Source organism: Nocardioides sp. CER19 (assembly GCF_029846275.1).
Lineage (GTDB): Bacteria > Actinomycetota > Actinomycetes > Propionibacteriales > Nocardioidaceae > Nocardioides.
In genome coordinates, this window is the sequence record NZ_JARVWS010000002.1 from 60,210 (window position 1) to 84,254 (window position 24,045).

Genomic DNA, 24,045 nt, shown 5'->3' on the forward strand with positions numbered 1-24,045 from the left:
GACGGCCGGGTCAGGGCTTCGGCTTCGGCGTCGGCGTCGGGCTGGCGCCGCCGAGCAGCCCGCCGGTGGCTCCGTCCAGCGTGTCGCCGAGCGCGCCCGTCGTACCGGTGACCGTGTCGCCGAGGCCACCGACCACGCCGCCGACCGTGCCCAGGAGCCCGCCGACCGGGCCACCGAGCTGGGTGCCCGCATCGCCCACGGCGCCACCGACGCCACCCACGGTGCCACCGACGGCACCACCCGCGCCGCCCACGACGCCGCCGACGCTCGTCGGAGCGCTGCTGGGGGACTTGTCGCCCTTGCCGGTCAGCTGGCCGGTGGCGTGGTCGAGCTGGTTGGCGAGCTGCTCGGCCGCGGAGGCGTCAGCGGCCCGGGTGGGCGAGGGCTTCGGCTTGCTCGCGGGCTTCTGGCCGGCCGTCGTGGCGGCGGCCGAGGGCGCCCGGTCGTTGCCGCCGCTCGTCGTGGCCGAGAGCAGGTCGACGAGGTTGGACGGGAGCTCGGTGATCCCGGCGCCGTCACAGGCGGGGCAGGCCTGGGCCGCCGAGTGGTCGATCCTGATCAGGGTGTTGAGGGCGTCGGCGAGCGAGCCGTCGACACTCGTGGGCAGCAGGTCGGTCAGCTCGCTGATGTCGGCGACGCCTTGCTGGGTGAACGTGCGGAGCTGTCCGATCTCCTGCTCGTCGCGGTGGTCGGCGTAGTCGGCCAGGATGACCGTGGAGGCGTGGTCGGCGGCGTCACTGAAGCTCTGCAGGCTCTGCGTGATGGCGTCGGTGTCCGGGTTGTCCCGGGTGCCGAGCTCGCGGGTCTCCGTGAGACGGGTGCGGGCCTGGGAGAGCAGCGCGTCGGCCTTGGCGTGGTCGCCCATGGCCAGCGAGGTCCGGGCGTCCTCGATGAGGCGCTTGACCGGGTAGAGGGTGTCGCCCGGCAGGGCGCCCTGCGAGGCGAAGGCGGAGGCGGTGGTGGCGCCGACGAGCGAGAAGGCGGCGATGGCGACGCTGACCCGCCGCTGGTGGGAGGTCTTCGACGGCGTACGACGACCGACGGTCAGCCGTGACGTCGACTCCTCGGTGGCCGGCTGCGCGAGGGCCGACGGGGCCTCGGCCATGAGGCGGTCGCGCAGGCTCGCAGCGAACTCGGCGCGCGGGGTGATCTCGGGCACGGCGCGGACCTGGTCGACGACCGCCAGGAGGTCGGCCAGCTCGGTCGACGGTGCCGTCGTGAGGTCGCCGGCCAGCAGCGCGTCGAACTCCTCGGCGCGCCGGCGGGTCGGGAACGCCGGGCTCATCGGCCTTGTCCTTCTCTCGGGAAGCGGTCGTGCGAGCACGGCACTGTGCCGCGGGACGCCGCTGTCGTCCGTACCAACGAGGGGAGGACGGGAAGGGTTACGGTCCAGATCATCTAGCCACGCAACCCTTCCGGCAGCAGCTTCGCCAGGTTGCGGACGCCGCGCAGCTGCAGCTGCTTGACAGCGCCCTCGCTGCGACCGAGGACGGCCGCCGTCTCGGCGATGCTCATGCCCTGGAGGAAGCGCATGACGACGCAGTCGCGCTGCTCCGGGGCCAGCTGGGACACGGCCTTGAGCAGGAGCTCGTTGGTGAGGCCGGCGAGCACCTCGGTCTCCGGGCCGTCCGCCGCGTCGTCGTGGAGGCCCATGTCCTCGGTCGTGAGCTCCAGCCGGGTGCGGCCGGCCTTGAAGTGGTCGGTGGCCAGGTTGCGGGCGATCGTCATCAGCCAGGCGCCGAAGTCCTTGCCCTGCCAGCGGAAGCCGGTCATCGAGCGCAGCGCGCGGAAGAAGGTCTCCGAGGTGAGGTCCTCGGCGAGCGTCTGCGAACGGGTGCGGTAGTAGAGGAAGCGGTAGACCGCGCCGTTGTAGTGGTCGTAGAGCAGCCCGAACGCGTCGGTGTCGCCCTTGCGCGCCAGCTCGACGAGGGCGATCAGCCGCTGCCGGTCGTCCTCGGACTCCTCGGACGACGTGGCCAGGTCGCCGTCGTCGGGCCCGGAGTCGCCGGGCGGTGAGGTCTCGGTCGCCGGCCCGCCCTCCATGAGGAGCAGGCCGTGGCCGGCGTACGCGGGCCGGGCGAGGAGGGCGCGCGCGACGGCGAGGCGGAGCGCGTCGAGGCCACGCTCCAGCCCAGCGCCGTGCGGCATGTCGTCCCCTCCCCAGGCCGCTCGTACCCGAGTTACTCAGCGTTAACTTCCGGCCATGCTAGACGAAGGACCGACGACTGTCAGGGGTGAGCAGCCAGGGGTCCACGACGTGAACTGATCCACCCGCACCCGTACCCGCGCGGGTCTCTGATCACGCTCGCCTGCCGCGCAGCGCGACCCCTGCGGCGGCCGCGCCGACGAGCGCCCCGCCCACGGTCGCGGTGACCAGGCCGGCCCGCGCCGCCTTGCGGCCGGTCCGGTAGTCGCGGACCGGCCAGCCCTGTCCGCGGGCGTAGGCCCGCAGCCGGGCGTCGGGGTTGATCGCCGACGGCTCGCCGACGAGCGTGAGCATCGGCAGGTCGTTGTAGGAGTCGGAGTAGGCCGAGCACCGGCTCAGGTCGAGGCCCTCGCGCTCGGCCAGCGCCACGATCGCCTCCGCCTTCGCGGGGCCGTGCAGGAGCTCGCCGACCAGCCGCCCCGTGTAGACGCCGTCATGGTGCTCGGCGACGGTGCCCATCGCGCCGGTCAGCCCCAGCCGGGCGGCGATGATCTCGGCGATCTCGATGGGCGCGGCGGTGACCAGCCAGACGCGCTGGCCCTGGTCGAGGTGGAGCTGGGCCAGCGCGCGGGTGCCGGGCCAGATCCGGCTGGCCATCCCCTCGTCGAAGATCTCCTCGCCGACCTCCTGAAGCTCCTCGACGGTGTGGCCGGCGATGAACGCCAGCGCCGCGGCTCGCGCCGACGCCACGTGCTCGGGGTCCTCGACGCCGGCGAAGCGGAAGTAGGCCTGCTTGTAGGCGGCGCCGACGATCTCGCGGGTCGTGAAGAACTTGCGCCGGTAGAGGCCCTTGGCCAGGTGGAAGATGCTCGCGCCCTGCATGATCGTGTTGTCCACGTCGAAGAACGCCGCGGTGTCCCGCTGGTCGGGCGTGGTCAGCGCGGACTCCACCTCGGCGGCTGCCGCCGCCGCCTCGCCGGCCAGCGTCGAGCGGCGGGTGAGGTTCCTGCGGGGCGGGTGCGCGGCCACGGGCCTCAATGTAGTGAACGCGTCCGGTTCCGTGATGTGCGCCAGCTCACGTTGCATAGGATCGCGCCTATGTCATTGCCCGGGAGCGTCCACGGCGTCGCCGATCTGCTCGGTCTGGCCGCCCTGGAGAGCCCCGACAAGCTGGCCCTCGTCGAGGCCGGCGGACGCAGCCTGACCTGGGCGCAGCTCGACACCGAGGTCGCCCGCCTGGCGACCGGCCTCGGCGCCGCCGGCATCGTCGCGGGTCACCGTGTCGGGATCGCGGCGTCCAACGGGCTCGAGTTCGTCGCGACCTATCTCGCCGTGCTGCGCGTCCAGGCGGTCGCCGTACCAGTGAACCCGCGGGCGACCGGCATCGAGATCGCCCGCCTGGTCGGCGACTCCGGCTCCCGGCTCGTCGTCGCGGACGGCGACGCGATCGGTGCGGTGCGCGAGGCGGTCGAGTACGTCGACCGGGCGATCGCCGGCGAGCTGGACCTCCGCCGGCTCGACGGCGACTCCTTCGAGCGCGCCGTCCGCCCGCAGGTCTACGTGGTCGGCGCCACGCTGCACCCCGGCGAGCGCTCCTACGACGACCTGCGTGCCGCGGACCCCCGGCCGCTGCCGCCGCTGACGGACCCCGAGCGGCTCGCGGTGCTGCTCTACACCAGCGGCACCTCCGGGCGACCGCGCGGCGCCATGCTCACCCACCGCGCGCTGCTGGCCAACGTCGAGCAGATCGCCGCCGTCGACCCGCCGATGATCCACGGGGACGACGTCGTCCTCGGGGTGCTGCCGCTCTTCCACGTCTACGGGCTCAACGCGGTCCTCGGGTCGGTGCTGCGCCACCGCGCCAAGCTGCTGCTGATCGACCGCTTCGATCCCCAGGGCACGCTCGACCTGATCGAGGACGAGGCGTGCAGCGTCGTACCGGTGGCACCGCCGGTCGTCGCCTACTGGATGCAGGACCCGGCGCTCGAGGAGCGGCTCGGCCCGGTGCGGCTGCTGCTCTCCGGGTCGGCGCCGCTCGACCCCGAGCTGGTGAAGGCGTTCACGGCACGGACCCGCATCCCGGTGCACCAGGGCTACGGGCTCACCGAGGCCGCGCCGGTGGTCACCTCGACGCTGTGCTCGGAGGCTCTCGAGCCCGGCTCGGTGGGTGCGGCGCTGCCCGGCGTCGGGATCCGGCTGCGGGCCGAGGACGGCGCCGAGCCGGAGCCGGGCGACCCGGGGGAGATCCTCGTGCAGGGGCCGAACCTGTTCAGCGGCTACTGGCCCGACGCCACCGGCGGACCGGGGCCCGACGGCTGGTGGGCGACCGGTGACGTCGGCTTCCTGTCGCCCGCGGGCGACCTGACGCTCGTCGACCGCCTCAAGGACCTGGTCATCGTGTCCGGCTTCAACGTCTACCCGGTCGAGGTGGAGGACACCATCGCCGAGGTCGCCGGCGTGGCCGACGTCGCGGTGATCGGCGTCCCCGACGAGCAGACCGGCGAGGCGGTCGTCGCCTACGTCGTACCCGTCGCCGATGCGCCCGGCGACCTCGCCTTCCGGATCCGGTCGCGCTGCGCGGAGCGGCTCGCAGGGTTCAAGCAGCCGTCGCGGGTCGAGCTCGTCGAGGCGCTGCCGCACACGGCGACGGGCAAGGTGCAGAAGGGCCGGCTGCGCACCATCGAGCGCCGGCGTGGCCTGGGGCTGCTCGAATGACCGCTCGCGTCACGCTCTACAGCCGCCCCGGCTGCCACCTGTGCGACGACGCGCGCGCCGTCATCGAGGAGGTCTGCGCCGAGCTGGGCGAGTCCTACGACGAGGTCTCGATCGACGACGACCCCGAGCTGCAGGAGCGCTTCACCGACGAGGTGCCGGTGACCTTCGTCGACGGGAAGCAGCACGACTTCTGGCGGGTGTCGGCCGATCGGCTGCGGGCGGCGCTGCGGCCCATGTGACGGTTACATGGCTCACACCCGCTGCGTTTTGTTCTCACGTTCACAAACTCCTAAAGTGAACGACGGCGTGCGACGCGTCCGGACCGCTGGCGGCCCCCGTTGCGCGACCGGGCAACGAGAGAGCGACGCACGTGACCGCACGGACACCCACCGACGCCGTCCGGGACATCCCCGAGGCGACAGTCGCGCGGCTCCCGGTCTACCTCCGTGCACTCACCGCCCTCGCCGACCAGGGCATCACCACGTGCTCGAGCGAGGACCTCGCGACCGCGGCCGGCGTCAACAGCGCCAAGCTCCGCAAGGACCTCTCCTACCTCGGCAGCTACGGCACCCGCGGCGTCGGGTACGACGTCGACTACCTGCGCTACCAGATCGCCCGTGAGATCGGGGTGACGCAGGACTGGCCGGTCGTCATCGTCGGCATAGGAAACCTGGGCCACGCGCTGGCGAACTTCTCCGGGTTCCGCAGTCGCGGCTTCCGGGTCGTGGCCCTGCTCGACGCCGACCCGGCGCTGCACGAGCAGCAGGTCGCCGGGATCGTCGTACGACCCTTCGACGACCTCGAGCAGATCGTCCGCGAGAACGACGTCGCGATCGGCGTCATCTCGGTCCCGGCCTTCGCCGCGCAGGACGTCGCCGACCGGATGGTGGCGGCCGGCATCAGTAGCATCCTCAACTTCGCGCCGACCGTGCTGTCCGTCCCGCCGGGCGTCGACGTACGCAAGGTCGACCTCTCCATCGAGCTGCAGATCCTCGCCTATCACGAGCAGCGCAAGGCACACGGAGAACCCGTATGAGCATCCTCGTCGTCGGCATCTCTCACAACACCGCCCCGGTCTCCCTCCTCGAGCGCGTCGCGCTCGACTCCGACGGAGTCCACAAGCTGGTCAACGACGTGGTCGGCAACGAGCACGTCACCGAGGCCACGGTGATCGCCACCTGCAACCGGCTGGAGATCTACACCGAGGTCGACCGCTTCCACGGCTCGGTCGAGGGACTCTCGCGGCTCCTCGTGGAGCGCGCGGGTGAGGGCGTCGAGTCGATGCTGCCGCACCTCTACGTCCACTACGACGACGGCGCCGTCTCCCACCTGTTCCAGGTCGCGGCCGGTCTCGACTCCATGGCGGTCGGCGAGGGGCAGATCCTCGGCCAGACCCGCGAGGCGCTCCGGCTCGGCCAGGAGATGGGCACCGTCGGTCCCGCGCTCAACACGCTCTTCCAGCAGGCGCTGCGGGTCGGCAAGCGCACCCGCGCGGAGACCGACATCGACCGCGCCGCACCGACCCTCGTCAGCACCGCCCTCCAGTCGGCGATGCCGAACGGCGTCGAAGGCGCTCGGGTCGTCGTCGTCGGTGCCGGCTCGATGGCCGGCCTCGCCACGGCGACGGTCAGCCGGCTCGGTGCCGCCAGCATCACGATCGTCAACCGCACGCTCGAGCGGGGCGAGCGGCTCGCGAGCGAGTACGCCGGCACCGCGGCTCCGCTCTCCGAGCTGGCCGCGCGGATCGCCGAGGCCGACCTTCTCATCACGTGTGCGGGGGCCAGCGGCACCCTCGTCACGCCCGAGATGGTGACCGGCCCGATGGGGGTCGTCGACCTGGCCTTGCCGCGCGACGTCGACCCCGCGGTCGCCGACCTGCCCGGCGTCACCCTGGTCGGCCTGGAGGAGCTCGCAGCAGCGCTGCACGGCACCGAGGCCGGCCAGGAGGTCGCCGCGGTCCGCCGGATCGTGACCCAGGAGGTCGCCGCCTTCCTCTCGGCCCGCCGGCAGGCCAGCGTCACGCCGACGGTGGTGGCCCTGCGGACGATGGCGACCAGCGTCGTCGACGCCGAGATGGCACGGCTCGACAACCGGCTTCCCGACCTCGACGCGAGGTCCCGCGCCGAGGTGCTGCAGGCTGTGCGACGGGTCGCCGACAAGCTGCTGCACGAGCCGACCGTCCGGGTCCGCGAGCTCGCCAACGAGCAGGGCGCCGTCTCCTACGAGCGCGCCCTCGCCGAGCTGTTCGCCCTCGACCCCGACGCGGTCGACGCGGTGACCCGCTCCGTGGTGCCGGAGGAGTCCGAATGACCGGCCCGATCCGCATCGGCACCCGCCGCTCCCTGCTCGCCACGACCCAGTCGGGCCACGTCGCGGACCTGATCCGCGACCGGCTCGGTCTCGAGGTCGAGCTCGTCGAGATCACCACCGACGGCGACCGGTCGCAGTCGGCGGGCACACCGCTCACCGAGACCGCTCCCCAGGGGACGGGCGTCTTCGTCAGCGCCCTGCGCGACGCGCTGCTGGCCGGCGAGGTGGACGTCGCCGTCCACTCGCTCAAGGACCTGCCGACGTACCCCCACCCGGGCGTCGCGCTGGTCGCGGTCCCCGAGCGCGAGGACCCGCGCGACGTCGTCGTCGCCCGTGACGGCCTCACCCTCGGCGAGCTGCCGGCGGGTGCACGGGTCGGTACCGGCTCCCCGCGACGGGCCGCGCAGCTCGGTGCCCTCGGTCTCGGTTTGGATGTGGTGGGCGTTCGTGGAAACGTGGACACCCGGATCGGCAAGGTTCGTTCCGGGGAGTACGACGGCGTCGTGCTCGCCCGGGCCGGGCTGTCCCGGATCGGCCGCCTCGACGAGGTGACCGAGACGCTCGACCCCCTGCAGATGCTGCCCGCTCCCGGGCAGGGTGCGCTGGGGATCGAGTGCCGGGCCGGCGATGAGCTCGCCGACGCCCTCGCGGCGCTCGACGACCCTCGGACGCGGGCCGCTGTCGAGGCCGAGCGCGCGGTGCTGGCCACGCTCGAAGGTGGTTGCGCAGCGCCGATCGGCACGCTCGCCGAGGTCGTCGAGAGCGACGACGGCGACGAGCTGTGGGTACGGGCCGTCGCGCTCTCCCCCGACGGGGCGAGGGCCGTGCGGAAGTCGGCCACCGGCGACCCGGACGACCCGGTCGGGGTCGGCACGCGGTTGGCCAAGGAGATGCTCGCGGAGGGTGCAGACACCCTCGGGAGCGAAGCTGGACACGACGCCTGAGCGGCGTCTAGAGCTGAAGAGGGCAAGAGGCAATGGCGCGAGAGACCGGAAACACGACGCGGACCGGTTGGGTGTCGTTCGTCGGCAGCGGCCCCGGTGACCCGGAGCTGCTGACCGTCCGTGCCGCCGACCTGATCCGTCAGGCCGACGTCATCGTCACCGAGTCACCCGAGCACGGACCGATGGTCCGCGCGCTCCTGGGTCTCCCGGAGCCCGTCGAGGGGACCTCGACAGGTGCGGCCACCGACGAGCGGGGCCCGGAGCTGGTCGACGGCGGCTTCGGCGAGGACGGCCAGCCGCTGACGCACGCGGCGCGCGCCAAGGTCGTCGTCAAGCAGGCCAAGCGCGGCCTGCGGGTCGTCCGGCTGATGACCGGTGACCCGTTCCTCTACGCCTCGGGCCCGGAGGAGGCGCAGGCCTGCGCCAAGGCCGGCATCGGCTTCGAGATCGTCCCCGGCGTCTCGTCGGTCGCCGCGGTCCCTGCCTACGCCGGCATCCCGCTGACCACCAAGGACCACCGTGAGGTCGCGGTCGTCACCTGCGGCGAGAAGGTCGACTGGTCGGCGTACGCCGACGACCGCACGCTGGTGCTGCTCTCCGGCGTCGGACTGATCGGCGAGATCGCCAAGGAGCTGATCGCCGCCGGCCGCTCGCCGCAGACGCCCGTCGCGATGACCCGCGTCGGCACCACCACCGAGCAGTCGACGGTCTGCTCGACGCTCGAGAACATCGCCGCCGACGCCCGCGCCGCCCGGATGGCCCCGCCGGCCGTCATCGTGGTCGGCAAGGTCGTCGACCTGCGCCAGACGCTGTCGTGGTTCGAGACCAAGCCCCTCTTCGGCTGGCGCGTGCTCGTGCCGCGCACCAAGGAGCAGGCTCCGGCGCTGTCCCAGAAGCTGCGCGGCTACGGCGCGGTGCCCGAGGAGGTCCCCACGATCTCCGTCGAGCCGCCGCGCAACCCGCAGCAGATGGACAAGGCCATCCGCGGCCTCGTCGAGGGTCGCTACGAGTGGGTGGCGTTCACCTCGATCAACGCCGTCAAGGCGGTGCGCGAGAAGTTCGACGAGTACGGCCTCGACGCCCGCGCCTTCTCCGGTCTCAAGATCGCCGCCGTCGGCGACAAGACGTCCTCCGCGCTGCTCGAGTGGGGCCTGCGCCCCGACCTCGTCCCGTCGGGGGAGCAGTCCGCCGCCGGCCTCCTCGAGGACTGGCCCGAGTACGACGAGCTGCTCGACCCGATCAACCGGGTCTTCCTGCCGCGCGCCGACATCGCGACCGAGAACCTCATCGCCGGTCTGATCGACCTCGGCTGGGAGTGCGACGACGTCACCGCCTACCGGACCGTCCGGGCCGCGCCGCCGCCGGCCCCGACCCGCGACGCGATCAAGAGCGGCAAGTTCGACGCGGTCGTCTTCACGTCCTCGTCGACCGTGCGCAACCTGGTCGGCATCGCCGGCAAGCCGCACCCGTCCACCGTCATCGCCGTGATCGGGCCCGCGACGGCCAAGACGGCCGAGGAGCACGGCCTGCGGGTCGACGTCCTCTCGCCGAACCCCTCGATCGAGGCGCTCGCCGACGCGCTCGCCGACTTCGGCGCCGCCCGTCGGGCCTCGCTCGTCGAGGCGGGCCAGCCGGTCACCAAGCCGTCGGACCGCAAGCCGGCCGCCCGCAGGGCTCGCGCCAAGTAGTCGCGTAGCGCACCGAGCGGACCGCCGAGTCGAGCCTCAGTCGAGGAGGAGACGCAGTTGACCGAGATCGAGAAGCCCGTGATCCGTCCCCGCCGCCTGCGCCAGACGCCGGCGCTGCGGCGCATGGTGGCCGAGACGTCGGTGGAGCCGCGCCAGCTGGTGCTGCCGATGTTCCTCCGCGAGGGGATCGACGCCCCGGTGCCGATCGGCTCGATGCCGGGCCAGGTCCAGCACACCCGTGACTCGCTGCGCAAGGCGGTCGCCGAGGCGGCGGAGGCCGGCATCGGCGGGGTCATGCTGTTCGGCGTACCGGAGACCAAGGACGCCGTCGGATCGGGCGCGATCGACCCGGAGGGCATCCTCAACGTCGCCATCGCCGACGCGGTCGCCGAGGTCGGCACCGCGCTGACGGTCATGAGCGACCTGTGCCTCGACGAGTTCACCGACCACGGCCACTGCGGTGTCCTGGACGAATCCGGCCGGATCGACAACGACCGGACGCTCGGGCTGTATGCCGAGATGGCGCTCGCCCAGGCCGCGGCCGGCGTCCACATGGTCGGCCCGTCCGGGATGATGGACGGCCAGGTCGGCGTGATCCGCGCGGTGCTCGACGCCGCCGAGCGCACCGACGTCTCGATCCTCGCCTACGGCGCGAAGTACGCCTCCGCGTTCTACGGGCCGTTCCGCGAGGCGGTCGGCTCGACGCTCGAGGGCGACCGACGCACCTACCAGCAGGACCCGGCCAACGCGCTCGAGGGCGTCCGCGAGGCGCTGCTCGACGTCGAGCAGGGCGCCGACATCGTGATGGTCAAGCCCGGCCTGCCCTACCTCGACGTGCTGCGTCAGGTGAAGGACGCCGTCGACATCCCCGTGGCCGCCTACAACATCTCGGGCGAGTACGCGATGGTCGAGGCGGCCGCCGCCAACGGTTGGATCGACCGCGAGGCGGCGATCCTCGAGACGCTGACGGCGTTCCGCCGCGCGGGCGCCGACGTCATCCTCACCTACTGGGCGGTCGAGGCGGCCGGCCTGCTCTCCCGCTGACCGACAGGCCCGCTCAGCCGAGGCCGAGCCAATGGAGCAGCCCGCTGACCGTGTTGGGGATCATCGCGAGCGCGGCCGACCGCGTCTGACCCTTGACCTTCTGGGCGCACGACTGCACGGCGGCGTTCTTGACGGGTGCGAGCAGACCGAGCGGGTCGGGGAGCGCACCGATCTGCTGGTTGCACAGGGTGAGCGCCTCGGCGGCGTCCAGCACGGCGACGACCGGCTGCGTGGCGGCGGTCGGCAGCGAGGCGTGCGGGACGGCCGACGCCGACGGCTTGGGAGCGGTGGGCGCCGGGGCCGAGGTCGGGCCGCCGCCCGACGGCGCGCTCGCGGCGCTGGGCGCGGCCGACGAGGTGTGCGCACCCGACGGTGACGAGGTCTGCCGGCGCTGCGGCTTGGCCCGGTGCTCCACGGGCGCCGGGTCGGGCTCGAAGTACGTCGCGGGGATCGTGTCGTCGGGCGCCGCGGTGTAGTCGCCGGCCAGGTAGGCCTGCATGACGCGGAGCACCGTGGCGACGTACGACGACGAGTGGTTGTAGCGGTAGACCGCGTGGGACCGGCCGGCCGACGACGACAGGTCGTCGGTGCCCGAGCAGAGGTAGACGGCCGCCGCCAGGGCCGCGTCGTTGATGTCCTGCGGGTTGCGCCGACCGTCGCCGTCCGCGTCCACGCCGACCGTCGACCAGGTCGAGGGGATGAACTGCATCGGGCCGACGGCGCGGTCGTACTTCGTGTCGCCGTCGTACTGCCCGGCGTCGGTGTCGACGATCTGCGACGTGCTGGCCCGGCCGTTGAGCGGCTTGCCGAAGATGCCCGGCTGGGCGATGCCGGTGGGGGAGAGCCGGTTGCCGTTGGCCCGGCCGTGGTTGGACTCGACCCGGCCGATCGCGGCGAGCAGCTGCCACGGCAGGGAGCAGGTCTTGTCCGCCTTGTTGATGACGGTCTCCGCACGCTGGTAGGCGGCCAGCGCGGCTGACGGGATCGACGACGCCGAAGAACCCGACACGATCTGGGCGGCGCTCTCGCCGGTCGCGCCCAGGGCGCCGGTGCCGGGGGCGGACACGCTGGCGGGGACCTGCAGCGCGCCCCCGGGGACGGTGCTGCCGTCAGGCAGTGTGGGGTGCTTGTCGCCGGCCGACGCCTCGGGGGCGCCGGTGGTGCTGATCGACACGGTCCACGCCGCCGAGAGCAGCGCGAGCGGCACCAGCGCCGCGGCTTTCTTCCACCGTGACTGCCGGGTGACCGACATCCCTTCCCCCTCTGCTCCCTCATGTGACACACGTCCCAACGAGCGTCATGGGCCCCGGGTTACGTGCGGCGGAATACCACGTCGCCGGGGCGTCACGCTGTCAGTACCCGTGAGACGCGTCTCACGTGCGCTCCAGACGCGGTCCCCCGCTTCGACTCACTTGGTCTCCTCGGAGACAATGAGCCGGTGCCCACGCTCGACCATGGATCCGTGCCTGCCTCCGAGCAGCTCTTCGCGCGCGCGAAGGCGGTGACGCCCGGCGGGGTCAACTCCCCGGTGCGCGCGTTCAACGCCGTCGGCGGGACCCCACGGTTCATCCGCGAGGCCCACGGCGCGTGGCTGACCGACGTCGACGGCAACAGGTACGCCGACCTCATCTGCTCGTGGGGCCCGATGCTGCTCGGTCACGCGCACCCTGAGGTGCAGGCGGCAGTCCAGGCGGCGGTGGCCCGCGGGACGTCGTACGGCACCCCGACGGAGCCCGAGGTCGAGCTGGCCGAGGAGATCGTGAGCCGGACGCCCGTCGAGGAGGTCCGCTTCGTCAGCAGCGGCACCGAGGCGACCATGAGCGCGATCCGGCTCGCCCGCGGCTTCACCGGGCGCGAGGTCGTCATCAAGTTCGCCGGCTGCTACCACGGCCACGTCGACGCGCTGCTCGCCAGCGCCGGCAGCGGCCTCGCGACGTTCGCGGTGCCCGGCACCCCCGGCGTCCCCGCCAGCAGCACCGAGCTGACCGTCGTGCTGCCCTACAACGACCGCGCCGCCGTCGAGGCGGCCTTCGCCGAGTACGGCGACCGCGTCGCGTGCCTCATCACCGAGGCCGCCCCCGGCAACATGGGCGTCGTCCCTCCCGAGGAGGGCTTCAACGGCTTCCTCGCCGAGATCTGCCGTCGCCACGGCGCACTGTTCATCAGCGACGAGGTGATGACCGGCTTCCGCGCCACCCGCGAGGGCGCCTGGGGCCTGGACGGCAAGCACGAGGGCTGGACGCCCGACCTGATGACGTTCGGCAAGGTCATGGGCGGTGGCTTCCCGGCCGCCGCGTTCGGGGGCCGCGCCGAGATCATGCAGCGCCTCTCCCCGGTCGGCCCGGTCTACCAGGCCGGCACCCTGAGCGGGAACCCGATCGCGACCACCGCCGGCCTGGCCACCCTCCGACTGGCGACCGACGAGGTCTACACCCACATCGCCAACGCGGCCGAGACGGTGAAGGCCGCCGCGTCGCAGGCGCTCACCCAGGCGGGTGTGCCGCACGTCGTCCAGAACGCGGGCACGATGTTCTCGGTGTTCTTCACCGACGCCCCGGCGACCGACTTCGCCGGCGCGTCGACCACTGACGTGGCGGCGTACGCCGCGTTCTTCCACGCCATGCTGGCCCGCGGCGTCTACCTGCCGCCGAGCGCCTTCGAGGCGTGGTTCCTCTCCTCGGCGCACGACGAGGAGGCGGTCGGGACGATCCTGGCGGCGCTCCCCGAGGCCGCACGGGCCGCGGCCCAGGCGTCCACGGCGGTGGCCCGATGAGCACCCCCGACACCGTCGTCCACCTGCTGCGCCACGGCGAGGTGCACAACCCGCAGGGCATCCTCTACGGCCGCCGCGACGGGTTCCACCTCTCCGAGCTCGGCCAGAAGATGGCCCAGCGCGTCGCCGACGTCGTCGGGGACCGCGACATCACCCACCTGGTCTCCAGCCCGCTCGAGCGCGCCCAGGAGACGGCGGCACCGCTGGCCAAGCGCCTCGAGCTGACGCCGACGCTGGACGAGCGCGTGATCGAGTCCTGGAACGACTTCGAGGGCAAGAGGTTCGCGCGCGGCGACAACGCGCTCCGCGACCCGCGGACCTGGCTCAAGCTCTACAACCCGCGCAAGCCCAGCTGGGGCGAGCCCTACAAGGAGATCGTCGCGCGGATGATGGCCGCCGTCGACGACGCGCGCCTCGCCGCGGCCGGCCACGAGGCCGTCATCGTCAGCCACCAGCTCCCGATCTGGACCACGCGCCTGCACGTCGAGCGGCGCAGCTTCCTGCACGACCCGCGCAAGCGCCAGTGCACGCTGTGCTCGATGACCTCCTTCCACTTCGTCGGCGACCGGCTCACGCAGGTCTCCTACAGCGAGCCCGCCGGCGACCTCATCCCCGCCAAGGACCGGAAGGCGCCGTTCTCGGCCGGTGACGCCCCGGAGCAGCTGAAGCCGTAGACCCGATGACCCGACGCCTTCCCCTCCTCCTGCTCGCGCTCCTGCTGTCCCTGGCGACGGCAGGCTGCCACGGGCTGTCCGGCACCAACTCCGGCGGCTACATCACCGGCGACGGCTCGACGACCGCCTGGGCGCCCGCCGACCGCGGCAAGCCGGTCGAGCTCAGCGGGTCGACCCTCGACGGCAAGCAGGTCGACCTCGCCGACTACCGCGGCAAGCCGGTCGTCGTGAACGTGTGGTGGTCGGGCTGCGGGCCGTGCCGCAGCGAGATGCCGCTGCTCCAGCAGGCCAGCAGCGAGCTGGCCGGCCAGGCCGCCTTCCTCGGTGTCAACACCCGCGACAACAGCGCCGACAACGGGCTGGCCTTCGAGCGCTCCGTCGGGGCGACGTACCCGTCGATCTACGCGCCCGACGGCCGAGCGCTGCTCGCCTTCCCTGGACTCTCGCGGACCCTGCCCCAGACGCTCGTGCTCGACGGGCAGGGCCGGATCAGCGCCATGATCAGCGGCCCGATCCCGAGCAAGCTCACGATCACCGAGCTGGTCCAGTGCGCGGCCTCGGACTCCGCGAAGCACTGCCAGGCCACGTCATGAGCGACTGGTTCCACTCCACGACCGCCGACGGGTCGCTCCTGCTGGCCCTGCCGCTGGCGGTCGTCGCGGGACTGGTGTCGTTCTTCTCGCCCTGCGTCATCCCGCTCCTGCCGGGCTACCTCTCCTACGCCACCGGGCTGTCCGGCGCCGACCTCGCCGAGGGCCGAGGTGGCCGCGGCCGGATGCTGGCCGGTGCCGTGCTGTTCGTTCTCGGGTTCAGCGTCGTCTTCGTGCTGCTCGGCGTCGCCGCCGGCACCGTGGGCGACTGGCTCATCGAGTACGACCGGCAGCTCAAGGTCGCCCTCGGCATCGTCTCGATCGTGCTCGGCCTGGCCTTCATGGGACTGGTGCCGTGGCTGCAGCGCGACGTGCGGTTCCACCGCGTCCCCGCCGTCGGCCTGGTGGCCGCGCCGCTGCTCGGCGTGCTCTTCGCGGTCGGCTGGACGCCCTGCATCGGGCCGACCCTCGGCGTGATGCTCAACCTCGCCGGCAACGAGGGCACCGCCTCGCGGGGCGGCCTGCTGCTGGCGTTCTACTGCATCGGCCTCGGGCTGCCGTTCATCGTGTTCGCGCTGCTCTGGCGCCGCGCGCTCGGGACGCTCGCGTTCATCCGCCGCCACATCCGCTGGGTGACCCGCCTCGGCGGCGCGATGTTCGTGCTCATCGGACTCGCGCTGCTCACCGGCTGGTGGGACTGGGCGGTGCAGTGGTTGCAGATCCATCTCGTCGACGGCTGGACGGTCTCCGTATGACCCAACGCTCTTCCGTGACCGGCCCGGAGGGCCGGATCCCCGACTTCCCGGGCGAGGAGTCGCCCGAGCCGGACGGCCAGGGACCCGACGGACGGCGGCCCGGCGAGCTGAACCTCCGCGAGATGCTGCGCTGGGCCTGGCGTCAGCTCACCTCGATGCGCACCGCGCTGGTGCTGCTGCTCCTGCTCGCCCTGGCCGCGGTGCCCGGCTCGCTGATCCCGCAGAGCGGCGTCGACTCGCTCAAGACGTCCCGCTGGCAGGACGCGCACACCACGCTCACACCGATCTACCGCAAGCTCGGCCTGTTCGACGTCTACTCCACGCCGTGGTTCGGCGCCATCTACGTCCTGCTGATGATCTCGCTCATCGGCTGCATCCTGCCCCGCCTGCGGGTCTACTGGCGCGGGCTGCGCGCGCAGCCGCCGGCGGCTCCGCGGCACCTGCTGCGACTGCCCGACTCGTCGTCGTACACCACCGCGGAGGAGCCGGAGGCCGTCCTGGCCCGGGCCCGCACGCTGCTCAAGAAGCAGCGCTATCGGATCCGCGCCTCGACGGGCCCGGCGACCGGGGAGACGGCCGACGACGCCGTCAGCGGCGAGCGCGGCTTCCTGCGCGAGGCCGGCAACCTCGTCTTCCACCTCTCGATCATCCTCGTGCTCGTCGGCTTCGCGATGGGCAGCCTGCTCGGCTACAAGGGCGGCGTCATCGTGGTCGTCGGGAAGGACGCCGGGTTCACCAACACCCTCAGCCAGTACGACGACTTCGACCCGGGCTCGCTGTTCTCCGAGAGCCGGATGGACCCGTTCACCTTCAACATCGACGACTTCAAGGTCAGCTGGATCAACTCCGGCCCGAAGCGTGGCATGGCGAAGGGCTTCAAGTCCGAGCTGACCTACTGCCAGAAGGCCGACTGCTCCGACGCGACGAAGTACGACCTGCGGGTCAACCACCCGCTCAAGATCGGCGGCACCGAGGTCTTCCTCATCGGCCACGGTTACGCGCCGGTGATCACCGTCCGTGACGGCCAGGGCAACGTCGCCTACTCGGGGCCGACCGTCTTCCTGCCGCAGAACCAGACGTTCTTCTCGTTCGGCGTCGTCAAGGCCTCGGCCGCGAAGCCGGAGCAGATCGGCCTGCAGGGCGTCTTCTACCCGACGTTCATCATGGACGACGACGGCAACCCGGCGACCCTGATGGGCAACGACCTCAACCCGCTCATCTCGATGCACGTCTACGCCGGCGACCTCAACCCGACCGGCGGACCGCAGTCGGTCTACGCCCTCGACACGTCCGCGGCCAAGCAGGTCATGAACCCGGACAACCCCAAGCAGCCGCTCCGGCTCGACATGAAGCCCGGGCAGACCGTCGCGCTGCCCAACGGCCTCGGGTCGGTCACGTTCGACAGCGTCGTGCGCTGGAACCGGCTCCAGATCAGCCAGTCGCCCGGCAAGGACCTCGCCCTGATCGGCGTCGTGCTCTGCCTCGTCGGCCTGCTCGGCTCCCTGTTCATCCGGCCGCGTCGGGTCTGGGTTCGCGCCCGCCGTGGCGAGGGCGGCACACTGGTCGAGGTCGCGGCGCTCGACCGCTCCGGCGGGGGCGACACCGCCGCCGTCGTACGCTCGCTCGTCGAAGCGCTCCAGAAGGAGAAGCAGTCATGACCGACACCAGCTGGGGGATGCTCTCCAACCAGGCCGTCGGCGCCGCGGGGGTCTTGTACTTCCTGGCGCTGATCGCCCACCTGGTGGAGTGGTCGGCGCTCTCCGCCCGCAAGAGGGTGCCCGCCGAGGCGCTCGTCGGTGCCGGCGCGCCCGCCGAGCAACCGGCGGTCCCCGTCGACGAGGACCGCGAGCACCGGGTGGCGCTGTTCGGCCGCCTCGGGTTCCTGCTCACGCTCATCGCGCTCGCCGCGCACTTCGTGGCGCTGCTGGGCCGCGGCATGGCGGCCGACCCGCACCGGGTGCCGTGGGGCAACATGTACGAGTTCACGCTGAGCGGCACGTTCGTCGTCGCCGCGGCGTACGTCGTCCTCTACCGCCGCTTCGACCTGCACTGGATGGCGCCGCTGGTCGTGACGTTCGTGCTGGTCTGCCTGATGATCGCCGTGCTGTGGCTCTACGAGCCGGTCGCGCAGCTCACCGAGGCGCTCAACTCCTACTGGCTGGTCATCCACGTCATCTCGGCGATCCTCGCGACCGGTGCGTTCACGCTCGGCGGCATCACCTCGGCGGTCTATCTCGTCAAGGCCCGCGTCGGGCCGAGGGAGACCGGCTGGATGTCGCGGGTCCCGTCGCTCGAGGTGCTCGACCGGGTGGCCTACCGGATCCACGCCTTCGGCTTCCCGGTGTGGACCTTCGCCGTTCTCATCACCGGCCCGATCTGGGCGCACCAGGCCTGGTCGTCGTACTGGAACTGGGACCCCAAGGAGGTCTGGGCGTTCATCACCTGGGTCGTCTACGCGGGCTACCTGCACGCCCGGGCGACCGCCGGCTGGCGCGGCCGCAACGCGGCGATCCTGGCGCTGGTCGGCATGGCGACGCTGTGGTTCAACTTCATCGGGATCAACTACTTCTCGACGACGTCGCAGCACTCCTACGCGGCGCCGGCGCCGGTCCCGAGCACCGAGCACCCGGCGCTCGCCATCCAGGGCTGAGCCCTAGGGGCTGTTGTCCGGGCCCTCGCCGTCGAGCCGCTTGCGGTCGAGGTCGCGGAGGAACTCGTCGTCGTCGTCGGGTCCCAGCGGACCGGAGGGGCGGCTCGTGCGGCGCGTGCCGGCGAGTGGCGGGGTGACGCCGCGACGCTGGACCACCCGGACCAGCGCGTACGTGGCGATCGCGAGAATGATCAGCACGAGCAGGACCTTCAGCACAGCACCCACGATAGTTCGGTTTTCCACTCAGGAGCCTAGGGTGTGGACACGTGAAGGAGTTCGTCGTCTACACCCTGTTGCGACTGGCACTGTTCGCCGCCACGTTCGCGATCATCGCCGGCATCTGGGCGGTCGCCACCGGCGGTTTCCCGTGGTTCGTGGTGCTGGTCCTGGCGTTCGTCGTGAGCGGCATCGCGTCCTACTTCGTCCTCAACCGCCAGCGGGCCTCCTTCGCCTCGCGGGTGGAGCGTCGCGCCGACGCGACGATGGAGCGCATGCGCTCCAAGGAGGACGAGGACTGATGGCGATCGTCCACGTCGACGCGACGATCTCGCCGACCAAGCCCGAGCTCGTGGCCGCCTGGTTGGCCACGCAGCCCTGGGCTGCCGGACTGGGCGACCTCGAGTACGTCGGCGGCTACCGCTTCGACGACCCCGACGGGGAGGTCGGCGTCGAGGCGCTCCTCTTCCGCGCCGGCGACCGCGTCCTGCACCTGCCGCTGACCTACCGCGGTGCCCCGCTGGAGGGCGCCGACGAGCTCCTCGTCTGCACGATGTCCCACACGGCCCTCGGGCAGCGCTGGGTCTACGACGCGTCGGGTGACCCGGTCGCGGTCCGCGCCTTCCTGACCGCCATCCTCACCGGCGGCGAGCAGGCCGCGATCGACGTCGAGCGGGACGGCGAGATCGTCGAGCGACGTACGCCGGCGGTGCGCGCCAAGGGCAGTGGCTCCGCGGCCACCGGCCCGTCGGCGGGCCCCGTGTCGGTCACGTCCCGCGACGCGACGGCGGTGGTCGAGGCCGGCGGCCACGAGCTCAGCATCGCCCGCCTGCTCCCGGTCGAGCTGTCCGGTCGCGAGACGCTGACGGCCAGCTGGGACGGTGGCGAGGCGGTCGTCGCGACGGTGGGCTGAGGGTCCTGCCTACCTCGACGGACCGTCAGACGAGCGCCAGCGGTACGGCGACCAGCACCGCCCACAGCAGCTCGGCCTTGCCGCTCGCCTGCAGGACCGGGATGAGCGCCGGCCCGACCGCGCCGGAGCTCACCGTGCGGGCGGCGCGGCCGGCGATGACGAGGAAGCCCAGGCCGATCAGCGCCCACCAGGTGGTGGCGACGGCGACGGCGACCACGGCGACGGCAGCGGCGGCGACCAGCAGCGTGTAGAGCGCACGGGTACGGCCGTCGCCGAGGATCACGGCCAGCGTCCGCTTGCCCGAGACCGTGTCTGTCGGGATGTCGCGCAGGTTGTTGGCGACGAGGATCGCGCAGGCCAGCGCGCCCACGCCGACGGCTGCGTAGAGGGCCGCCCAGGACCACCGCTCGGCCTGCACGTAGTAGGTGCCGACGACGGCGACCAGGCCGAAGAAGACGAACACCATGACCTCGCCGAGGCCGGCGTAGCCGTAGGGGCGCTTGCCGCCCGTGTAGTACCAGGCGGCCAGGATGCACAGCAGCCCCACCGCCACCAGCCACCAGGCGGTGCTCGCGGCCAGGGCGAGGCCGGCCAGACCGGCGACGCCGAAGGCGAGGAACGCGGCCCGCTTCACCGCCTGTGGGGCGGCCAGCCGGGACCCGGTCAGCCGCAGCGGTCCGACCCGTTCGTCGTCGGTCCCGCGGATGCCGTCGGAGTAGTCGTTGGCGTAGTTGACCGCCACCTGCAGCGCCAGCGCCGCGATCAGAGCGAGCAGGGCCTTCCACCACACCAGCTCGCCGTCGTACGCCGCCACGCCGGTGCCGGCCACGACCGGGGAGATCGCCGCGGGGAGCGTCTTCGGGCGCGCTCCCTCGAGCCACTGTGCTGCTGTCGCCACGAGGGGTCATTCAACACCGGGAGATCCGTCAGTGCGCGGGGTGGGGCACCTCGTCGGCCTCGGTCACCACGGGCCCGCCGGCCAGGTGCCGCTCGGCCGCCCGCGAGGCGGGCCCGATCGCGACGGCGGCGGCCACGACGATGAGCGCGATGATGATCCAGCCGGGCGCGCCGAGGGTCATCGCGAGGAACGTGTAGAGCGCGGGCGCCCAGACGTCGCCGAGCGTGTAGCCGAGCGACGAGACGCCCTGGTAGTCACCGAGCCGTTCGGGGTCGGAGAGCTCGGCCACCAGGCCCCACATGCCGGCCGACTGGAAGAGCTCCGACCCGGTGACGGTCACGTGGCCGAGCCAGACGAGCACGATCGTGATCCAGCCGGTGGTGTCGTGGGTGACGAGGACGATGCCGCAGGAGAGGACGAAGCAGGCTGCGCCGCGGTACTGCGCGTGCAGCGACTGCTGGACGGTCGTGACGCCGCGGGCGGCAGCGACCTGCAGGAGGACCGCCATCACGGTGTTGGTGCCGAACAGCCAGGCCAGCAGGACCCGCGGTGCGTCGGTCTCCTCGACCAGCCACAGCGGGATGACGGTGTTGAGGAGGACGCCGTGGGTGCTGAGCACACCGTTGAAGATCGACATCAGCAGGAAGCCACGGTTGCGCAGCGCGCTGCCCTTCTGGCCGGCGCTCTCGAGGGCCTTCTCCAGCGGCTGCTCGGGCACGTCGACCACCAGCGGGGGCAGCCGCCACACCCAGACCGTGTTGCCGACGAGGAGGGCGCCGGTGAGGATCGGCACCAGCTCCATCGCCGTGTCGGAGTCCAGCGCCAGCGCCATGCCGGCGAGCAGGGCGCCGAGGGTGTAGCCGACGTTGCGGGCGGCGCGCATGAACGCCTGCGAGGCGACCCGCTGCTCCCGAGGGAAGATCGCGATCTGGTAGGCGTTGCGGCCTGCGCGCATCGTCGACTCGACGACGCTCATCGCGGCCATCATCAGCAGGAACGTGACGAAGCCGTTGATCGCCGGCCAGAGGAAGTAGAGCGCCGCCTGGGCCGCAGCCATCCCGACCCAGGCGTGCTTCGCACCCACGCGGTCGACCCACCGGCCGGTCGGGACCGAGACCAAGAACTGCACCGCGGCCGCCACGGACAGGCCGAGGCCGACGTGCTGCGCGGAGAGACCGACGAGCTGGGTGAAGTAGAACGCCGAGCCCGTGAGGAACGCGCCGTCGCCGAAGGCGGAGATGATCGACTGGATCGCCAGTCGGCGGGTGAGGCGGTCCTCAGGCACGAGGCCGCGGAGCAGGCGCAGGATCAACAGGGTCCTCTCGAGTTATCTTGACGTCAAGATAGTGCGGTCGGGGGTGCGCTCGCCACTGGCGGCGCCGCGGCGTTCGCGACCGGAGGGGCCGGCACGGTCACGCTCACGTCCTCGAGCGGGAAGTACTGGTGCGCGAAGCGGGCCGCCACCTGGGTCGACCGGCCCAGGCCGGCGGCGGCCACCACGGCGATCGCGGCGATCACGAGCCAGCCCAGATCGCCGACCGAGATCGCCAGCCACGTGAAGAGCGCCGGCGCCCACTTCGACCCGAGCGCGCGGAAGACGTCGCCGACGCCCTGGTACTCGCCGCGCCGCTGCGGGTCCATCAGGTCGGACTGGAACATCCATGACGCGCCGGAGATCGCCAGCTCGGCGCCGGTCACCGTCACGTGGCCCAGCCACACCAGGACGATCGTCAGCCACCCGACGGTCTCGTGGGTGATCATCGTGATGAGGCAGGAGCCGACGAAGAAGCCGGTCGAGATCCACACGTAGCGCATGGCGCCGCGCAGGTCCTTGACGCCGCGCGAGGTGTACGCCGGCAGGAAGATGCACAGCACCGTGTTGGTGCCGAACAGCCAGGCGAGCAGGACCGGCGGGGCGTCCGTGGCCGTGACCAGCCACAGCGGGATGACGACGTTGAGCAGCGTCTGGTTGGTCCACATCGTGCCGTTGAAGAACGTCGTGGCCATCCAGCCGGGGTTGCGCCAGCCCGACGGGGTGGTCGGCTTGACGCGGACCTCGCCGGAGAGGATCCGCAGGTCGTGCGGCGCGGCGGGCAGGCGGACGATGGCCAGCGCGTTGACCACCATCAGCACGGCCGCGAACCACGGCGTCCAGCGGACCAGCTCCACGGAGTGGAAGGCGAGCACGCCGCCGCCGATGATCGCGCCGAGGGTGAAGCCGACGTTGAGGGACGAGTACATGTAGGCCTGCGTCTGGACCCGCTCCTTGGGGTCGAAGACGTCGAGCGTGTAGGCGTGCCGCGCGTTGTCGCCGACGCCCTCGAAGAACGCGACGACCAGCGCCAGGGCGACGTACTGCCCGAAGCCGTTGACGAACGGCAGGAGGAGGAACCCGGCGGCGGCGCCGATCGCGGAGATCGCCCACATCCGCTTGGGGCCGAACCGGTCGACGAGCCGACCGACCGGGTAGGCGAAGACGAACTGGGCGATGCCGGCGATGGTCAGCGCCAGGCCGACCTTGGGGGCCGACATCCCGACGACCTGGGTGAGGAAGAAGGCGCTGCCGGTGTTGAACGTGCCCTCGCCGGTCGAGAAGAGCATCGACTGGAGCGCGAGGCGGCGGGACAGGGGTGTGGGCGGGATCAGGCGCGCCAAGAACCCCGGAACCGGGAAGGGGGAGGGCATGGGCGCATCTGATCATGGCGGACTAGCGTTCGCCACATGAATAACACCGGTACCTCGGCGGCCGAAGTCATCGCCGCCGTCGACCGGTGGCTGTCGTCGCCGGGCGAGCCCGACCCGTGGGTCGTGGAGACCTCCGGCTCGACCGGCCGGCCGAAGCGGGTGGTGCTCTCGCGCCGGGCGATGCTCGCCTCCGCCGAGGCCTCGGCGGCCCGCGTCGGCGGGGCCGGCCGGTGGCTGCTGGCGCTCCCGGCGTCGTACGTCGCCGGGCTGAACGTCGTCGTCCGGTCGCTGGTGGCCGGGCACGAGCCGGTGGTCCTCGGCGACTCGTTCGCCGACGCCGCCGGGGCGGTCGGGCCGGGCGGGTTCCTGTCCGTCGTGCCGACCCAGCTGCACCGGATGCTCGACACCGACGCGGCCGCACTCGCCGACTTCCACACCGTGCTGCTCGGCGGCGGACCGATCGATCCGTCCCTCCGGGCGCGAGCGGCAGAGGCCGACGTGCGCGTCGTCGCGACCTACGGCTCGGCCGAGACCTGCGGCGGCTGCGTCTACGACGGCGTCCCGCTCGACGGCGTCGGCATGGCACTCGGCGTCGACGGGCGCGTCAGGCTCAGCGGGCCGGTGCTGTTCGACGGTTATCTCGGCGATCCGGAGCTGACCCGCGAGGTGCTCGTCGACGGCTGGTTCCTCACCTCCGACGCCGGCCGGATCGACGACGACGGCCGGCTGCAGCTGCTCGGCCGGCTCGACGACATGGTCGTCACCGGTGGCGTCAACGTGCCCGCACCCGCCGTCGCCACCCGGCTCCGGTCGCATCCCTCCGTCGTGGCCGCCGAGGTGCTCGGCGTACCCGACGAGGAGTGGGGCAACCGGCTGGTCGCCTTCGTCGTCGGCTCGATCTCCCTGGACGAGGCGCGCGACTGGGTGTCCGCCGAGCGGCCCCGGTCCTGGGCGCCGCGCCAGCTGGTCACGCTGCCCGAGATCCCGATGCTGCCCAACGGCAAGCCGGACCGGATGCGGCTGAGGGGGCTGGCCGGGTGAGCG

24 protein-coding genes are annotated in these 24,045 nt (G+C 72.3%); 16 read left to right on the forward strand and 8 right to left on the reverse strand.

The features are described from left to right. Nucleotides 1–10 precede the first annotated feature (10 nt). The 3 genes from QDS12_RS08830 to QDS12_RS08840 form a co-directional block, all read right to left on the reverse strand. On the reverse strand, nt 11–1,285 hold the full coding sequence (locus QDS12_RS08830) for a DUF5667 domain-containing protein (RefSeq protein ID WP_279878617.1): 1,275 nt from the start codon (nt 1,283–1,285) through the stop codon (nt 11–13). A gap of 113 nt (nt 1,286–1,398) precedes the next feature. Beyond that, nucleotides 1,399–2,148, reverse strand: a complete 750-nt coding sequence (locus QDS12_RS08835) for a sigma-70 family RNA polymerase sigma factor (protein ID WP_279878618.1) — start codon at nt 2,146–2,148, stop codon at nt 1,399–1,401. 151 nt (nt 2,149–2,299) lie between these two features. Further along, complete coding sequence (locus QDS12_RS08840; protein ID WP_279878619.1) at nt 2,300–3,175, reverse strand: HAD-IB family hydrolase; 876 nt, start codon at nt 3,173–3,175, stop codon at nt 2,300–2,302. A 69-nt stretch (nt 3,176–3,244) separates the two neighbouring features. Here QDS12_RS08840 and QDS12_RS08845 point away from each other — a divergent pair, with 69 nt between their 5' ends. The 7 genes from QDS12_RS08845 (at nt 3,245) to hemB (ending at nt 10,847) form a co-directional block, all read left to right on the forward strand. Next, nucleotides 3,245–4,861 (forward strand): AMP-binding protein, encoded by a 1,617-nt coding sequence (locus QDS12_RS08845; protein WP_279878620.1) that lies wholly within the window; start codon nt 3,245–3,247, stop codon nt 4,859–4,861. Beyond that, on the forward strand, nt 4,858–5,100 hold the full coding sequence (locus QDS12_RS08850; RefSeq protein ID WP_279878621.1) for a glutaredoxin family protein: 243 nt from the start codon (nt 4,858–4,860) through the stop codon (nt 5,098–5,100). The genes QDS12_RS08845 and QDS12_RS08850 overlap by 4 nt, the downstream gene beginning before the upstream one ends. A 131-nt stretch (nt 5,101–5,231) precedes the next feature. Beyond that, complete coding sequence (locus QDS12_RS08855; protein ID WP_279878622.1) at nt 5,232–5,897, forward strand: redox-sensing transcriptional repressor Rex; 666 nt, start codon at nt 5,232–5,234, stop codon at nt 5,895–5,897. After that, nucleotides 5,894–7,171 (forward strand): glutamyl-tRNA reductase, encoded by a 1,278-nt coding sequence (locus tag QDS12_RS08860; RefSeq protein ID WP_279878623.1) that lies wholly within the window; start codon nt 5,894–5,896, stop codon nt 7,169–7,171. Before QDS12_RS08855 ends, QDS12_RS08860 begins: the two co-directional genes overlap by 4 nt. Next, the gene (gene hemC / locus QDS12_RS08865) at nt 7,168–8,115 is read left to right on the forward strand and encodes a hydroxymethylbilane synthase (protein WP_279878624.1); all 948 of its coding nucleotides are present in this window, start codon (nt 7,168–7,170) and stop codon (nt 8,113–8,115) included. Before QDS12_RS08860 ends, hemC begins: the two co-directional genes overlap by 4 nt. 32 nt (nt 8,116–8,147) lie before the next feature. After that, on the forward strand, nt 8,148–9,803 hold the full coding sequence (locus QDS12_RS08870; protein ID WP_279878625.1) for a uroporphyrinogen-III synthase: 1,656 nt from the start codon (nt 8,148–8,150) through the stop codon (nt 9,801–9,803). 57 nt (nt 9,804–9,860) lie between these two features. Beyond that, entirely contained in the window at nt 9,861–10,847 is a 987-nt protein-coding gene (gene hemB, locus QDS12_RS08875) for a porphobilinogen synthase (protein WP_279878626.1), read from the forward strand. A 13-nt stretch (nt 10,848–10,860) separates the two neighbouring features. Here hemB and QDS12_RS08880 read toward each other — a convergent pair whose 3' ends face one another. Next, entirely contained in the window at nt 10,861–12,099 is a 1,239-nt protein-coding gene (locus QDS12_RS08880; protein WP_279878627.1) for a lytic transglycosylase domain-containing protein, read from the reverse strand. Nucleotides 12,100–12,309: 210 nt separating this feature from the next. Here QDS12_RS08880 and hemL point away from each other — a divergent pair, with 210 nt between their 5' ends. The 6 genes from hemL to ccsB are packed head-to-tail and all read left to right on the forward strand — an operon-like array spanning nt 12,310 to nt 18,289. Further along, complete coding sequence (gene hemL, locus QDS12_RS08885; protein ID WP_279878628.1) at nt 12,310–13,620, forward strand: glutamate-1-semialdehyde 2,1-aminomutase; 1,311 nt, start codon at nt 12,310–12,312, stop codon at nt 13,618–13,620. Beyond that, the gene (locus QDS12_RS08890) at nt 13,617–14,294 is read left to right on the forward strand and encodes a histidine phosphatase family protein (protein ID WP_279878629.1); all 678 of its coding nucleotides are present in this window, start codon (nt 13,617–13,619) and stop codon (nt 14,292–14,294) included. Before hemL ends, QDS12_RS08890 begins: the two co-directional genes overlap by 4 nt. 5 nt (nt 14,295–14,299) lie before the next feature. Then, entirely contained in the window at nt 14,300–14,887 is a 588-nt protein-coding gene (locus QDS12_RS08895) for a TlpA disulfide reductase family protein (RefSeq protein ID WP_279878630.1), read from the forward strand. Continuing rightward, nucleotides 14,884–15,639, forward strand: coding sequence for a cytochrome c biogenesis CcdA family protein (locus tag QDS12_RS08900; RefSeq protein WP_279878631.1), 756 nt, complete (start codon nt 14,884–14,886; stop codon nt 15,637–15,639). Before QDS12_RS08895 ends, QDS12_RS08900 begins: the two co-directional genes overlap by 4 nt. After that, a complete protein-coding gene (locus QDS12_RS08905) occupies nt 15,636–17,297 on the forward strand; it encodes a cytochrome c biogenesis protein ResB (protein ID WP_279878632.1) in 1,662 nt (553 codons plus the stop codon). The genes QDS12_RS08900 and QDS12_RS08905 overlap by 4 nt, the downstream gene beginning before the upstream one ends. Further along, complete coding sequence (ccsB, locus tag QDS12_RS08910; protein WP_279878633.1) at nt 17,294–18,289, forward strand: c-type cytochrome biogenesis protein CcsB; 996 nt, start codon at nt 17,294–17,296, stop codon at nt 18,287–18,289. Before QDS12_RS08905 ends, ccsB begins: the two co-directional genes overlap by 4 nt. 3 nt (nt 18,290–18,292) lie before the next feature. On the opposite strand, the gene QDS12_RS08915 is transcribed toward ccsB, so the two are convergent. After that, nucleotides 18,293–18,505, reverse strand: a complete 213-nt coding sequence (locus QDS12_RS08915; protein WP_279878634.1) for a hypothetical protein — start codon at nt 18,503–18,505, stop codon at nt 18,293–18,295. Between the two features lie 50 nt (nt 18,506–18,555). On the opposite strand from QDS12_RS08915, the gene QDS12_RS08920 reads away from it, so the two are divergent. Then, complete coding sequence (locus tag QDS12_RS08920) at nt 18,556–18,807, forward strand: DUF4229 domain-containing protein (protein WP_279878635.1); 252 nt, start codon at nt 18,556–18,558, stop codon at nt 18,805–18,807. Then, nucleotides 18,807–19,418 carry a hypothetical protein gene (locus QDS12_RS08925; RefSeq protein ID WP_279878636.1) on the forward strand — a complete coding sequence of 204 codons (612 nt, stop codon included), beginning with the start codon at nt 18,807–18,809 and terminating at the stop codon, nt 19,416–19,418. Before QDS12_RS08920 ends, QDS12_RS08925 begins: the two co-directional genes overlap by 1 nt. Nucleotides 19,419–19,443: 25 nt before the next feature. Here the strand turns inward: QDS12_RS08925 and QDS12_RS08930 are convergent, their stop codons facing one another. Genes QDS12_RS08930 through QDS12_RS08940 form a run of 3 tightly spaced genes read right to left on the reverse strand, consistent with a single transcriptional unit; the run spans nt 19,444 to nt 23,001 of the window. Further along, entirely contained in the window at nt 19,444–20,316 is an 873-nt protein-coding gene (locus tag QDS12_RS08930) for a 1,4-dihydroxy-2-naphthoate polyprenyltransferase (RefSeq protein WP_279878637.1), read from the reverse strand. A gap of 28 nt (nt 20,317–20,344) precedes the next feature. Further along, nucleotides 20,345–21,628, reverse strand: coding sequence for an MFS transporter (locus tag QDS12_RS08935; protein ID WP_279878638.1), 1,284 nt, complete (start codon nt 21,626–21,628; stop codon nt 20,345–20,347). A 26-nt stretch (nt 21,629–21,654) separates the two neighbouring features. Continuing rightward, nucleotides 21,655–23,001 (reverse strand): MFS transporter, encoded by a 1,347-nt coding sequence (locus QDS12_RS08940; protein ID WP_279878639.1) that lies wholly within the window; start codon nt 22,999–23,001, stop codon nt 21,655–21,657. Nucleotides 23,002–23,037: 36 nt separating this feature from the next. Here QDS12_RS08940 and QDS12_RS08945 point away from each other — a divergent pair, with 36 nt between their 5' ends. Beyond that, the gene (locus QDS12_RS08945; RefSeq protein ID WP_279878640.1) at nt 23,038–24,042 is read left to right on the forward strand and encodes an AMP-binding protein; all 1,005 of its coding nucleotides are present in this window, start codon (nt 23,038–23,040) and stop codon (nt 24,040–24,042) included. The last annotated feature ends 3 nt before the right edge of the window (nt 24,043–24,045 follow it).

What these genes read in the sequence shown, in the direction of transcription:
- QDS12_RS08830 (WP_279878617.1), bottom strand. Translation starts at nt 1,285, where the DNA reads ATGAGCCCGGCGTTCCCGACCCGCCGGCGCGCCGAGGAGTTCGACGCG.
- QDS12_RS08835 (WP_279878618.1), bottom strand. Translation starts at nt 2,148, where the DNA reads ATGCCGCACGGCGCTGGGCTGGAGCGTGGCCTCGACGCGCTCCGCCTC.
- QDS12_RS08845 (WP_279878620.1), top strand. Translation starts at nt 3,245, where the DNA reads ATGTCATTGCCCGGGAGCGTCCACGGCGTCGCCGATCTGCTCGGTCTG.
- QDS12_RS08850 (WP_279878621.1), top strand. Translation starts at nt 4,858, where the DNA reads ATGACCGCTCGCGTCACGCTCTACAGCCGCCCCGGCTGCCACCTGTGC.
- QDS12_RS08860 (WP_279878623.1), top strand. Translation starts at nt 5,894, where the DNA reads ATGAGCATCCTCGTCGTCGGCATCTCTCACAACACCGCCCCGGTCTCC.
- hemC (WP_279878624.1), top strand. Translation starts at nt 7,168, where the DNA reads ATGACCGGCCCGATCCGCATCGGCACCCGCCGCTCCCTGCTCGCCACG.
- QDS12_RS08870 (WP_279878625.1), top strand. Translation starts at nt 8,148, where the DNA reads ATGGCGCGAGAGACCGGAAACACGACGCGGACCGGTTGGGTGTCGTTC.
- QDS12_RS08880 (WP_279878627.1), bottom strand. Translation starts at nt 12,099, where the DNA reads ATGTCGGTCACCCGGCAGTCACGGTGGAAGAAAGCCGCGGCGCTGGTG.
- QDS12_RS08890 (WP_279878629.1), top strand. Translation starts at nt 13,617, where the DNA reads ATGAGCACCCCCGACACCGTCGTCCACCTGCTGCGCCACGGCGAGGTG.
- QDS12_RS08895 (WP_279878630.1), top strand. Translation starts at nt 14,300, where the DNA reads ATGACCCGACGCCTTCCCCTCCTCCTGCTCGCGCTCCTGCTGTCCCTG.
- QDS12_RS08900 (WP_279878631.1), top strand. Translation starts at nt 14,884, where the DNA reads ATGAGCGACTGGTTCCACTCCACGACCGCCGACGGGTCGCTCCTGCTG.
- QDS12_RS08905 (WP_279878632.1), top strand. Translation starts at nt 15,636, where the DNA reads ATGACCCAACGCTCTTCCGTGACCGGCCCGGAGGGCCGGATCCCCGAC.
- ccsB (WP_279878633.1), top strand. Translation starts at nt 17,294, where the DNA reads ATGACCGACACCAGCTGGGGGATGCTCTCCAACCAGGCCGTCGGCGCC.
- QDS12_RS08925 (WP_279878636.1), top strand. Translation starts at nt 18,807, where the DNA reads ATGGCGATCGTCCACGTCGACGCGACGATCTCGCCGACCAAGCCCGAG.
- QDS12_RS08940 (WP_279878639.1), bottom strand. Translation starts at nt 23,001, where the DNA reads ATGCCCTCCCCCTTCCCGGTTCCGGGGTTCTTGGCGCGCCTGATCCCG.
- QDS12_RS08945 (WP_279878640.1), top strand. Translation starts at nt 23,038, where the DNA reads ATGAATAACACCGGTACCTCGGCGGCCGAAGTCATCGCCGCCGTCGAC.